The organism is Erythrobacter fulvus, from assembly GCF_028595285.1.
Lineage (GTDB): Bacteria > Pseudomonadota > Alphaproteobacteria > Sphingomonadales > Sphingomonadaceae > Erythrobacter > Erythrobacter fulvus.
Map to the genome: position 1 here is coordinate 209915 of NZ_JAQQXQ010000007.1, position 11835 is coordinate 221749.

General features: G+C 63.4%; 11 protein-coding genes and 1 tRNA gene. 5 read left to right on the plus strand and 7 right to left on the minus strand.

The features are described 5' to 3' along the window. Positions 1-3: 3 nt before the first annotated feature. The 3 genes from OIK40_RS10975 to OIK40_RS10985 form a co-directional block, all read right to left on the minus strand. Positions 4-1098: a 2OG-Fe(II) oxygenase gene (locus tag OIK40_RS10975; protein ID WP_273678369.1), complete on the minus strand. Its 1095-nt coding sequence runs from the start codon at positions 1096-1098 to the stop codon at positions 4-6. An 84-nt stretch (positions 1099-1182) separates the two neighbouring features. Beyond that, positions 1183-2169: an asparaginase gene (locus OIK40_RS10980; RefSeq protein WP_273678370.1), complete on the minus strand. Its 987-nt coding sequence runs from the start codon at positions 2167-2169 to the stop codon at positions 1183-1185. Between the two features lie 39 nt (positions 2170-2208). After that, positions 2209-2790: a GNAT family N-acetyltransferase gene (locus OIK40_RS10985; RefSeq protein WP_273678371.1), complete on the minus strand. Its 582-nt coding sequence runs from the start codon at positions 2788-2790 to the stop codon at positions 2209-2211. Between the two features lie 141 nt (positions 2791-2931). On the opposite strand from OIK40_RS10985, the gene OIK40_RS10990 reads away from it, so the two are divergent. Beyond that, positions 2932-3007: transfer RNA gene (locus OIK40_RS10990), tRNA-Val, on the plus strand. Positions 3008-3534: 527 nt separating this feature from the next. On the opposite strand, the gene OIK40_RS10995 is transcribed toward OIK40_RS10990, so the two are convergent. After that, positions 3535-3963 carry a helix-turn-helix domain-containing protein gene (locus OIK40_RS10995; RefSeq protein WP_273678372.1) on the minus strand — a complete coding sequence of 143 codons (429 nt, stop codon included), beginning with the start codon at positions 3961-3963 and terminating at the stop codon, positions 3535-3537. A 121-nt stretch (positions 3964-4084) separates the two neighbouring features. Between OIK40_RS10995 and OIK40_RS11000 the strand changes: the two genes are divergently transcribed. Genes OIK40_RS11000 through OIK40_RS11010 form a run of 3 tightly spaced genes read left to right on the plus strand, consistent with a single transcriptional unit; the run spans position 4085 to position 8250 of the window. Continuing rightward, a complete protein-coding gene (locus OIK40_RS11000) occupies positions 4085-5572 on the plus strand; it encodes an alginate export family protein (RefSeq protein WP_273678373.1) in 1488 nt (495 codons plus the stop codon). Next, complete coding sequence (locus OIK40_RS11005; protein ID WP_273678374.1) at positions 5553-6893, plus strand: serine hydrolase domain-containing protein; 1341 nt, start codon at positions 5553-5555, stop codon at positions 6891-6893. The genes OIK40_RS11000 and OIK40_RS11005 overlap by 20 nt, the downstream gene beginning before the upstream one ends. A gap of 19 nt (positions 6894-6912) precedes the next feature. Beyond that, complete coding sequence (locus OIK40_RS11010; protein WP_273678375.1) at positions 6913-8250, plus strand: mechanosensitive ion channel family protein; 1338 nt, start codon at positions 6913-6915, stop codon at positions 8248-8250. Here the strand turns inward: OIK40_RS11010 and OIK40_RS11015 are convergent. From OIK40_RS11015 to OIK40_RS11025, 3 genes are read right to left on the minus strand one after another with little or no spacing between them, the layout of a single operon-like run. Continuing rightward, positions 8247-9083, minus strand: coding sequence for a hypothetical protein (locus OIK40_RS11015; protein WP_273678376.1), 837 nt, complete (start codon positions 9081-9083; stop codon positions 8247-8249). The genes OIK40_RS11010 and OIK40_RS11015 overlap by 4 nt on opposite strands. Further along, positions 9080-9544 carry a hypothetical protein gene (locus tag OIK40_RS11020; protein WP_273678377.1) on the minus strand — a complete coding sequence of 155 codons (465 nt, stop codon included), beginning with the start codon at positions 9542-9544 and terminating at the stop codon, positions 9080-9082. Before OIK40_RS11020 ends, OIK40_RS11015 begins: the two co-directional genes overlap by 4 nt. Then, a complete protein-coding gene (locus OIK40_RS11025) occupies positions 9544-9948 on the minus strand; it encodes a hypothetical protein (protein WP_273678378.1) in 405 nt (134 codons plus the stop codon). The genes OIK40_RS11020 and OIK40_RS11025 overlap by 1 nt, the downstream gene beginning before the upstream one ends. Positions 9949-10347: 399 nt before the next feature. On the opposite strand from OIK40_RS11025, the gene OIK40_RS11030 reads away from it, so the two are divergent. After that, complete coding sequence (locus OIK40_RS11030; protein ID WP_273678379.1) at positions 10348-11826, plus strand: PDZ domain-containing protein; 1479 nt, start codon at positions 10348-10350, stop codon at positions 11824-11826. The last annotated feature ends 9 nt before the right edge of the window (positions 11827-11835 follow it).

Consider the following 11835-nt stretch of genomic DNA (forward strand, 5'->3'; position numbering starts at 1 on the left):
GGATCAGCTGAACAGGTGCGAGATCAGATTGTAGCGCACCCCCGATGTCGTCTCCTGCACCTCGTGCAGCAGCGATGAGGAAAATATCATCGCCGTCCCGGCGGGCACCCGGTAGCCGCGCGGGCTGAATTCGGCGAAAGTGATCTCGCCGCCCTCGTAATCGTCGTTGAGGCTCATCGACAGGGCAAAACGCCGGTGTGCACCGGGCGGTTCGGTGTTGTCGCGGTGCCCCATCGTGATGCCTTCGCGCTTGCCGACGTAGCGGGCGATGTGCAGGTCCTCGCGGCGGGTCACGTCGAAGGCAAAGGCCTTCTTGATCATCGGCGTCACCCGGCCAAAGATACGCTCGTCAAGGAAAGCCAGCGTGCGCGGGTCCTTGATGATCAGATCGATACGGTCCTGTCGGAAATGGTCATAAACCGGGATCCGGTAATTGCCCGCAATCTCCCCCGCGCGCGGCTGGCGGACGAGGAAGGGGGTTTCGGTCACCACCGATTCCACCAGCTTCCCGCATTCTTCGGGCGAAAGCACGTTGGGAACGATCAGGATCGGCGCGTGCGGCGGCGACCACTGCGCTTCGTCATGGGCGCGGGCGTTTTGCAGGATGTCCATAATCGTATCCAACGCAGAAGCTGCGTCCCCCTCCAGATCGAACCATGTGCGGATTTGCCGGAACGGCGTGATCAGGACAAGGCGATCGAACCGATCGCCGCCCTTGTGCAGGCCGTAGGAAGCGAACAAGCCGCCCGCAGGATCGCTGGCCACGTGCCATGGAAAACCCGCCTCACGCTGCATCGCGCGGTTGCGCGCCGCATCGGTGGACGCGCTGACGGCAAGGACCGTCGCCCTCGCCGCATCCAATTGCGCTTCGCGCCCGGCCAGCGCACGCAGCAGCGGCACCGTGCGCTCGTGCTCCGGCTCGCCGAGAAAAACGAGCAGCAGATATTGCCCGGAAAGGTGATCGTCGGCGAGGCCGATCCGCCGGCCCTCTTCGTCGCGGGTGTCGAACGGCATCGCCAACGCGCCCGGCCACAGCGGCTGGACATAGGGCCTGATCGAGGGCGATGCGATCTCGTATGACGGTCGTATATCGGCCATGCGCGCCGCTCTATACTGACTGCCGAGAAATCAAAAGCGGGTTTGCTGCGGCCCTTGATCCGCGGCACGGCACGGCGCGCGCAGTCATCCCGCGTCGAATGCCGCCTGCACTGCACCTGCATCGGTGATTCCGTTTGCCGCCAGAACCATCAGCAGCACCCGTGCCTTGGCCGGGCCAAGCGCGCGAGCGGCGACGAAGCCGTGGCGGTCGTCGTCAACCTCGACATTGCGATCGACCAGCCCTTCGTCCACCCGCGTGGCGCGCACCACCGGAACGCCGCGCGCCGCCGCGCGGGCGAGAGCTGCGATCACCACGCCGGGCGCATTGCCCTGCCCCATACCGGCCAGCACGATGCCCTTGGCCCCGATGTCGAGCAGCGCCTCGACCGGTTGTTCATCCATCCCCGCGCCCGCCGTAAGGATCGCGACGCGCGGCAGGCTTTCGGGGAACGGATAACGCGCGCCCTCGCCCGCACGGTGCGGCGGGCCGAACCAGTCGAGCCGTGCCGGTGTGACGCGCGCCAGGGCCCCGCGCGGAAAGCTGCGGAACGCGTCGATTGCGGCGGTCGCAGCCTTGCGGGCATCGCGCGCGGCGAGCACCGCATCGCCCATCACCAGCATCACGCCGCGTCCGGCGGCCTGCGGATCGCTTGCCACCTTCACCGCATTGGCGAAGTTCCTCATCCCGTCCGTACCCACCGCATCGGCCGGACGCATTGCGCCCACTAGCACCACCGGCTTTGTGGTCGGCAAGGTGAAATCGAGCAGGAAGCCCGTTTCCTCGGCAGTGTCGGTGCCGTGGGTAATGATGATCCCGGTGATCGCCGGATCGTTCATGGCGTCCGCGCAGGCCGCGTGGAGCGCCTGCCATTCGGCAAAGCCGATATCCTGCGAGCCGATCCGCGCAATCTCCTGCCCCTTCAGCGCGGCATCAAGGCCGAGCGCGGCAAGCGGCGCCAGCATGGTCTCCAACGGCAAACCGCCTGCACTATATCCGCCGCTGGTGGCCGAACCGGCCGACCCCGCGATCGTGCCGCCGGTGCCCAGAACAAGAATGCAGGGGGTGCTCATGGCGCCGCTCCTAGCCGCTGGCAGGCCCCGCGCCTAGGGTCAGGATCCATCGAAAGCGGCGAATACAGCGGCAAGCCCGGGCACGTCGGATTGCTTCCTGAGCGATGCCAGCGCCTCGGCAATGTCGATCTCCAGCACCGACACGCCCGCCTCTTGCTTCACCCCCTCGGCCCCCAGCGATCGCGCCAGCGTCAGTGCCGGGCGGTTCTCGGGCAGGATATGGACGATGAATTGCGACAGGCCTTCGCGGGCGCAGTCAAGCAACAGCACTGCGGTAAGCAGCCGTGCAAGGCCGCGACCGTGATAGTCATCGATCACCGCCACGGAAAATTCGGCCGTATCCGGCTCATCGCTGTCGCGGAAGGCATGAACCACGCCCAGTGCTGGCGTATCGGCAAGGTCCGAACGCAGCGCACCCCAGGCGATATGATCGTACCCGTCGACGCTGACCAATGCTCGCAACACCTGCGGCGGCGCCTCGCGCATGCCGGAGAAGAACCGGAGATAGCGCGATTGCGGCGAGAGTCGGGCGATTCCCGCCTTCAGCCGCGCCTCGTCCTCGCGCCGCACCCGGCGGATGCACACGGGCGTACCATCATTGAGTCGGGTCTCGATGATCATTGCAGCGTCAATCCCGCTGGTGCCAGCCTGTTCCTCTAGCAGCTTTGTGCCCGATCCGGCAGCGCGGGCGCAGCAGACGCTTGACCGCCGCGACTTCGCCGCTACATCGCACACACTCCAGACGATGGGTCCCGGATACAGGGGCGGTTAGCTCAGTTGGTAGAGCATCTCGTTTACACCGAGAGGGTCGGCGGTTCGAGCCCGTCACCGCCCACCACACAAAACCGCGGAAAAGCGCGGTTTCCGGATATTTTAGACGATCCAGCCACCAGACCCGCTCAGGTCTGTGTATCCCCCGTGTATCCAGCGAATCTATTCGAAGCGCACAATTCAATAACCGTTTTTGCGCCGTCATCCACATCATTGCGGATGGCCTACCGATCGTTCGAAAGCGGACATCGCTTCCAATCGGCCTGAGTGGCGGGGTCTGGGACTTTGCTGCCATTGAATAGCATCTTGCCGGAAGACTGGTTTCACCAGAAGCGGACACGACCCTGTTGAGCGGCAAAGATTGCAGCTATCTCGTGCCCGCTTCCTGAAATCCGACATTCAGGAAGCGCCCCTAATGGCGGTCATGGGAAACGCAGCAGCTGTGGGACACAACGCTCAAGCTGCCCGATCTTCAATGAGGCAGATATGGCGCAGGGGTATGTAAGACCCACTCAACAACCATCTGCAATATAGTTCCAGCGAAATTGCGAAAGCCTTCACACCCCATCACAGGAGGGCGACCTGAAGACTGACCTACTCGCGCAGGAGCGTGGCAAGGCGGTTGAGATATTCGAGCGAATATTGGGTCATCGGCTCAAGCTCCGCCGCGCCGGTCGGTTCGACATGCCAATGTCCGCGCTCGTCCCTTATGATCCAGCCGCGGCGCGCCATCTGCGCCAGTTTGCGCCTTGCGGTCTCGCGCGGGATGCCGGTGATCTGAGCGATCGAAAAGGTGTTAAGCGGCGAATAATATTCGTCGCGCTTATCCATCCGGCGAAATTCGGCATAGCTCAGATCATCGGGCATCCGTCCGCGTGGCAACGCAGCCGATCCGATCACCGCCATAATCAACGCCGCGTCGAGATCGCCATCGAATGCGGCGCGCAGATGCGTGAGGAACGCGATCAGCCCATCCACGTGTCCCGGCCAGATCCGGCCAAACCTAGCCTGCGAAATTCCCATTCTTCGAAACACTCCTGCCCGCCGCGCAGAATAACGCTGCGCCCAAAATGGGCAATGCCCCGCTTGCCAGAACCCTTCGCGTAACAAATCCTCGTCACTCACGGGCTTGGGGGAGTAGATCGTGCGCTGCAACAAAGCCGAAATCCGGCAATCAACCGGCAGAATTCCGTTTCTGCCGGTCAAGGCGGCGCTGCTGGCAGCGGCGGCGACGGCAGCCGTAACGCCGGCAATCGCGCAAGACCGCGATCCGATGGTGCTGACCGAGGATGGGCCGATCACAGTGCGCGGGCACCTGCAGGGCGGCGTCAATGCCGTGGCCGAAACCAACCTGTTCTGGAACCTGTCGGATGCCTTTGCCCCGCAGGAAGGGTTCGACCCCGATACGCAGTGGCTAGAATTCTATTTCAAACCCGGGGTCAGTTTCACGACCAATGGCGAAGGGCCGGCGCAGGTTTATGGCAAGGTTTCGGGCGTCGCTTCCTACACCGAGGGCACCGACGGTTTCGATTTCCGGAACCAGGGAGCGATCACGCTCGAAGAAGCCTATCTCGGCTTGAAGTTCGCGGCAGGCGATGATCTGGATCTCGATCTTTCGGTCGGCGCGCGCGAGCTGAAGCTGGGCACAGGCATGCTGATCGCCAGCGGCGGATCAAGCGGGTTCGAACTCGGCGCGCTCAAGTTCGGGCCGCGCAAGGCGTGGGACATGTCGGTGATCGGCCGCGTCACCACCGGCGGAACCAGCATCACCGGGTTCTTCCTCAACCCCAACGAACGTCCGGTCATCGACAACAAGAACCGTCTTTACGGGGCAGACCTGCGCCATGATTTCGAAAGCGGCGGCTTTGTCGGCGGCAGTTTCATCGCGGTAACGCGCAGCGGCACGCCCTACATCCAGGCCGCGCCGGGAGGGATCGGCGCGCCGACCTTTATCCCGGGCGGACGCGACGGTGCCAACACGGTCAATTTCTACGCGCGCACCGGCAAGCTTCAGGGCGCGCTGGAAAACTGGCTGTTCGCGATCGACGGTGCCTACCAGTGGAACAACCGGATCGACCAGTCGGCATGGGCCGGACGGGTGCAGGTTGGCTACACCTTCGCGAACGCGAAATGGCGCCCCTCGATCACTTACAGCTACCAGACCTTTTCGGGTGACGATCCCGATACGCCCGAACTCGAACGCTTCGATCCGCTGTTCTACGAAGGATCGCCAAGCGCATGGTCAACCGGTTCCAAGTCATCGATGGTGTTCATCAATTCGAACGTGCGCGCTCACGGCGTTGCCTTGCGGGTGCAGCCATCGCCCAAGGACACGCTGACGCTGCGCTATAACAGCATCGATGCCAACGAACTGCGCAGCCCGCTGCAATTCGGACAGGCCGAGCGGGTCGATTTCGGGAACGGCGGCGATCTTGCTAACGTGGTCGCAGGGGTGACTGCGTCGCACGTGTCGGACGACCTGTTCCTTGAATACAGCAGGATCATCACCCGCAACCTGTTCCTCACCGCCGGTCTGAGCGTGTCCGAACCGGGTGAAGGGATCGAGAATGTCGTACCGGGCGGTGTGCCCGCATGGACCGGAGGATTCGTCAATGTCGTCTTCAATTTCTAGGCTGGCCCTTGCTTCGACGCTGGCATTGACCGCCGCGCTGCTGCCCGCCGCCGGCGCGGCACAGCAGGCACCGCTTTCGGCGCAGGAATCCGATCCGCGGGTGATGGGCTGGATGCAGGGCTTCCCGCCGCCGGCCGACAAGATCATCACCCAGCCGGATTCGGTCTATTTCAGCTTCCCCAAACTGCGCTGGTCGGTGTGCCACCTGCGCGAATTCCTGCCGACCGAGGAGATCAGCCGCGGCACGGGCGCGCCGGTGCCCCTGCCCTATCTCTCGCCCAGCGCCTTTGCCGACGAGCGGGCGAAAATCGACGCGCTCACCTTCATGCCGATCGGCAGCACCACGCCGATGACGTGGGAGCAATCGCTCTACGCCAATTACACCGACGGCATCCTTGTGCTGCACAAGGGCAAGGTCGTCTACGAACGCTATTTCGGCTGTCTGGACGAGGACGGAAAGCACGCGGCAATGTCGATGACCAAGTCGGTTACCGGCCTGCTGGCGCAGATCCTTGTGGCCGAGGGCAAGCTGGACGAGACCAAGCGCGTGCGCGACATCATCCCGGAAATCGGCAACAGCGCCTTTGCCAGCGCAACCATCCGCCAGGTGATGGATATGACGACCGGGGTCAAATATTCGGAAAACTATTCCGATCCCAATGCCGATATCTGGCTCTATTCCAAGGCTGCCAGCCCGCTGCCCAAGCCCGAGGGCTATTCCGGCCCAGACGGTTACTGGGAATATCTCCAGCAGGTCGCGCCCGAGGGCAAGCACGGCGACGCCTTCCACTACAAGACGATCAATTCAGACATGCTCGGCTGGATCATCTCGCGCGTCAGCGGCAAGTCGGTGACCGAGCTGGCCTCGGAACGGCTGTGGCGGCGCATGGGGGCCGAACAGGACGCCTATCAGACGGTTGACGGCAAGGGCGTGCCTTTCGCCGGCGGCGGCATCTCGGCGGGCTTGCGCGATCTGGGGCGGCTGGGCCAACTGATGCTGAACAAGGGCGAGATCAATGGCGAGCGGCTGTTCCCGGCGGCCGTTGCCGAGCGCATCGCCAAGGGCGGCGATCCGGCCAAGTTTGCCGGGTTCCCGACCATTCCCGGCGGCAGCTACACCAGCCAGTGGTGGGTGTTCCATAACAAGCACGGCGCCTATGCCGCGCGCGGCGTGCACGGGCAGACGATCTATGTCGATCCGACCGCGGAAATGGTGCTGGTGCGGTTCGCCTCGTTCCCGGCTGCACAGAACGGCCGGATCGATCCGACCTCGCTACCGGCCTACCAGGCGCTGGCCGAATATCTGATGACGAAGGACTGACCGCCGGGAGGGCGAAACCATGATCACCGGCAGGCTGTTACGCGCGCTGGCAATATTTGTGCTGGCGCTGCTGGCAGGGCCGGTTCTGGCGCAGGAGGCGGCGCCCTCGCCATCGGTCGAAACAGTCGAAGCGCAGACAGGCGACGAGCCTTCTGAGGCCGTGGCCAGCGCGGCACGCGTCACCGATCCGGACGTGACGCAGGGCGAACTGGCGCATTTGCTGATCCCCCTGACCAAGCCCGAGCTTGCCGAAGTCACCGATAGCTGGCTCGCCAATGTCCGCGCTGCGACGCAGGAAATCGCCGACCTGCAAGCCGAGATCAAACGCAATCCCGCCAAGCCGGGCGACCCGCGCTTTAGCCGTCTGGCGCGCATGGTGGAGCACCGCGCGGGCCTGCTTTCGAGGTATTCGATGGCGGTCGATTCCTTCGAACGCAAAGGCGGCGATCCCGCGCGCGTGGCGGACCTTCGCGCCTATCGCGAGGCGGTGCTGTTCGAGGAGACCGCGCAGGCCGGCACCGGCGCGCTGGCCGGGGCGCTGCTGACCTGGGCTGGCCGGTCCGACGGCGGAGTGGCGCTGCTCAAGCGGATCGGTATCGCGTTGCTGGCTTTGGTGGCCATCGTGCTCGTCGCGCGCTTCGTGCGCGGCTTCGCGCATGTCTGGCTGGGACGTTTCTCGCAGCTTTCGCGGCTGCTCCAGAACTTCATCGCGATGCTGTTCTTTTGGCTGTTCATCGTCATCGGGCTGTTGCTGGTGCTGGCCTCGATCGATGTCGACGTTACCCCGATCTTCGCGCTGATCGGCGGAGCAAGCTTCATCCTTGCCTTCGCCTTTCAGGACACGCTTGGCAACCTCGCAAGCGGGCTGATGATCCTCGTCAACCAGCCCTTCGACGAGGGCGACTATATCGATGTCGGCGGGGTAAGCGGGACAGTGCAGAATGTGAGCATCGTCGCCACCACCATCGCCACCGCGGACAACAAGATCATCGTCGTGCCCAACCGCAATGTCTGGGGCAACGTGATCGTCAATGCCTCGGCCAGCGACATCAGGCGGGTCGATCTGGTATTCGGTGCGTCCTACGACGACCCGATCCAGCAGGTGCTCGACACGATCAATCAGGTCGTTGCCGCGCATCCGAAGATCCTCGCCGAGCCCGCCACCCAGGTCGCAGCGAACGAGCTCGGTGACAGCGCGGTCAGCTATGTCTGCCGCCCGTGGGTCAAGGCCGGAGACTACCTCGAAGTCTACTGGGATCTTACCCGGCAGGTGAAGGAAGCCTTCGACGCGCAGGGACTGACCATGCCCTACCCGACGCAGGAAGTGCGCATCAAAGGCGCATTGCCGGCGCGCTAGAACCTGTAGGCGAAGCCAATCAGCGGGCCGGTGATCGTGATGTCCAGATCGATCGGCGCGCCGTTGCCGATGGCAGGGCTCTTGCGATCGACGCTCAGCGTCTTCCAGACAAGCTGGAACGAGGCCTTGTCCGAAAGCGAATAGCTCGCGCCTGCGACCGCGTTCCAGCTGAAGTCCGATCCGGCACCGAAGCCGCCGATGTCGCCCTGGAACAGCAGTTTCCATTTGCGCGAGACTTCGTGCTGGTAACGCGCGCCGATAATCGGATCGACCCATTCGTCGCCGGTCACGATGGTGTCGTCGAAAAAGAAGGTTTCGATTGCAATAGCCACATCGGCGTCCCAGCGCCGGATGCCGCCATAAATGTCGAGCGCGTGGCGATCGAGATCGATCCGTCGCACAATCGCGAGCTCGTGAACCTCGGCATCGATATCGGCATCGACATTGCCGATCACGATATCGACCCCGGTGCCCAGATTGGCAAAGATGTAATCGGTCGCAAGACCCCAACCCGACTTGTGGCGCACCTCTCCGTGGATAAGCCCGCCGAACTCGAACACGTCGAGCAGGTCCCCGGCATCGAGCCGGAAGTCGAGACCCTGCGCGGAGGTTCCGATCTTGCCGGTTACCATGGGCACCCAGACATAGGGGCTGACGATGACGGTAAAGTCGTCTTCCTTCTGCTGCGCGGGAGGCGCCACCACTGGCGCTGCTTCCTCGGTCCCTACAAGAACCGCTGCTCCGGCCGCGTCGGCAGCCGGAGCAGTCTGTGCATCAGCAGGAAGCGGTGCGGCTGCCAGCAACGCGGCAGGCAGCATCGGCAATGCGCTCAATCGTCGTCATCCGCATTGGCAATGGCTGCCACCACCCCGACGACCGCAGCGCCCACTAGCAGGCCCGGCAGGATATTGCCGTCCTTGTCGCGCCGAGAGTAATAACGCCGTTCGTAGTCGTTGCGGTTCCAGTACCGACCGTCGCGGTACCAGCGGTCATTCCCGCGGTACCAGCGGTCGCGATAGGCCTCGCGGATCTCGCGGCTGACTTCGCGCCGGGCCTCGCGACGTTCGCGTGCGACCTCGCGATTGGCTTCGCGATACTCACGCTCGGCACATGCGCGGGTCTTACATTGCAGGATCTCGCGCGCGCCTTCCGCACGCTCTCGCGCGACTTCGCGATTGGCTTCGCGGATTTCCCGCCGGATTTCCCAGCTCTGGGCACTGGCGGCCGAGGGAATGGCAATCGTGGCGGCCAGACCGCAGGCGAAAAGCGGGAGGAACCGCAATGCTCTGCGCATCACTTGACCCCTCCCGCCGCCGCGCGGTGCCTCGCCACGCGAAGCTCGTAATTCTTCATCACCTCGACGCATTCGTCGGTGCTCACTTCAAGCGAGGTGCCGTAGCCGAAAGCCGAGGAAAACAGGAACGCACGATCAATGCCGAACAGCCGCGTGATCGAACCGTTGAGGTCAAGCACTTCGCGTTCCAGCGCGGCCTGCTGCTCGTCCACCACGCACCCGCGGGCGAGGCCTGCAAGATAGCCGAACCGCTTGAGCGCATCGTCGAGCCGCTCCTCGCCATCGGCCGATGCCGCCTGTGCCGTGCCGCTTTCAGCCGAGGCATCCTTTTGCGCCGCAATCCCCGGCGCTGCGAGTGCCAGCAAGCCGCAACACGCCGCGAAGTGCAGATGAACCTTGATCATATTCCCTCCCGTGAATGTCGTCCCACGGCGAAAGATATGCTGATGGACCCGGCATTTCATCAGCCAGCGCGCCCATTTTGGGCTGTGACGCTTAATGAAGGGGCGAGACTCCGATATTGGCACTTCCCCACGCATCTGCAGCCATAAGCGGGATAGGAGCGCGACCCTGAAAACGGAATATCGGCTTCGGGCGGAATCGGACATTCAACCTGTCACCGGGAACGACCGCCTTTGGGTCGGAAGCTGTCACCACTTAGATCGGACCGCGAACGGCGGCTCTTGCGGGTTCTGCCCCTCGAGAGCTGCCATTATGAAACTGACCCGAAACGCGTCATCTGGTCCGCTACCCTTGTCATAGGCGTGCATTTTTTGCATCGTCACACGATGAAAAGTTCGATTGTGACCCTGGCGCTCGCCACAAGCTCGCTCTTTTTTGCCGCTCCTGCTCTGGCAATGCCCGATGATCCAGCCGAGCTGAACTCGCTCATCCGGACGAAATATAATGGCGATGCAGCGGCCTATGTCGAAGATAACCGGGGCGAATTCAGGAAGATGGGTTGCGAGGGGCGCGCCGATCTCCTGCAGGCGCTGCTCGATGCGGGGCTTGCCTTCGAGAACCTCGAGCAGAGCCGCTATTCGGCTCATGCCCAGGCGATCCGTTGCGCCTTCGACAAGGGCAAGATGGAGGCGCTCGCCCTGCTGTTGACACCTGACGCCATGACCATGTTCGAAGAGGTGGAGTTCGGACAGACGTGGCAAGCCTCGCTCTTGAGCTCGGCGATCTACTGGGATTCCTATGACCGGGTGCGACACCTGCTCGAGAACGGCGTGCATGCCGCACAGCACGACAAGGAAGCCGCGATATTGACGCGCGAGGAACACCTCCTGCTCGCCGCCTACGAGGCTCTCGACACGGAGAAGGAGGACGCGATCCGGGCGTTTCAGGATGCGGGCTTTGGCCACATCATCGATGCGGCACGCAACAAGGCCAATTGGCGCTATGTGATCGACAGGATGAAAGGAAGTCGCGGCGGCGGCGGTGGGGGACTGTTCCGGTCCTTGCTGGGCGGCGTAGCGGGTGCGGCCCTCGGCGGGACCACCGGTGCGGCGCTCGGTTTCCTCGGCGCGGGCGCGGATGCGTCGGGTGATGGCGATGGAAACGGCGCTCCCCAAGGCTCCGGCCCGCTGCCGCTGGCGACCAACCGGGCAGATCTCGGAGCGCAACTGAACCCGGTCACTGCGCCCCGTCGCGGCCTGCAGGTGCAGAAGGTGGATGCCGGCGGCCCTTCCGCGCTCGCCGGGTTGATGCAAGGCGATGTGATTGTGAGCATCGCCGGAATACCCGTCGCCTCGCGCGGCTCGTTCTATGTCGCGACCGAGGAAGCCTTCAGCAAGGAGCGTTTCGAGGTCGAATATCTGCGCGACGGGGTGCAGCAGACCGCGCTCTTCGACAAAAGCAAAGCCGCGCCGGAAACCGGGGCGGCGCAGGCGGCAGGAAATCTGGCGCCTGAGGCGCAGGCCCCTGCCCGCGCCCCTGATCCGGCGAGCACCTTGGACGAGCTGCAAAAGCTCGGCGACCTACGGGATCGCGGCATCCTTTCAGAGGAAGAGTTCGAGGCAATGAAGGCCCGCATTCTCGGCGCAGATACCAAGGCTTCAGAAGGCGCAGCAAATCATTCAGACGGCACTCCCATCGCCGAAGCATTCGGCATCAGACGAGGGCAATCCATCACGGATCTGTCTGTAATCGAAGAGCAGCCCAATGATATGATCTGCCCCCTTCTGAGTGGCCCAATTTCTATTTTAGAATTGGTCACGAAGGAGGAATGGAATGGCAAGGAAGCACAGGCCGGAAGAGATCATCGGCAAGCTGCGTGAAGCGGAGAT

Coding starts and splice junctions, on each gene's coding strand:
- OIK40_RS10975 (WP_273678369.1), bottom strand. CDS start 1,098: ATGGCCGATATACGACCGTCATACGAGATCGCATCGCCCTCGATCAGG.
- OIK40_RS10980 (WP_273678370.1), bottom strand. CDS start 2,169: ATGAGCACCCCCTGCATTCTTGTTCTGGGCACCGGCGGCACGATCGCG.
- OIK40_RS10985 (WP_273678371.1), bottom strand. CDS start 2,790: ATGATCATCGAGACCCGACTCAATGATGGTACGCCCGTGTGCATCCGC.
- OIK40_RS10995 (WP_273678372.1), bottom strand. CDS start 3,963: ATGGGAATTTCGCAGGCTAGGTTTGGCCGGATCTGGCCGGGACACGTG.
- OIK40_RS11005 (WP_273678374.1), top strand. CDS start 5,553: ATGTCGTCTTCAATTTCTAGGCTGGCCCTTGCTTCGACGCTGGCATTG.
- OIK40_RS11010 (WP_273678375.1), top strand. CDS start 6,913: ATGATCACCGGCAGGCTGTTACGCGCGCTGGCAATATTTGTGCTGGCG.
- OIK40_RS11020 (WP_273678377.1), bottom strand. CDS start 9,544: ATGCGCAGAGCATTGCGGTTCCTCCCGCTTTTCGCCTGCGGTCTGGCC.
- OIK40_RS11025 (WP_273678378.1), bottom strand. CDS start 9,948: ATGATCAAGGTTCATCTGCACTTCGCGGCGTGTTGCGGCTTGCTGGCA.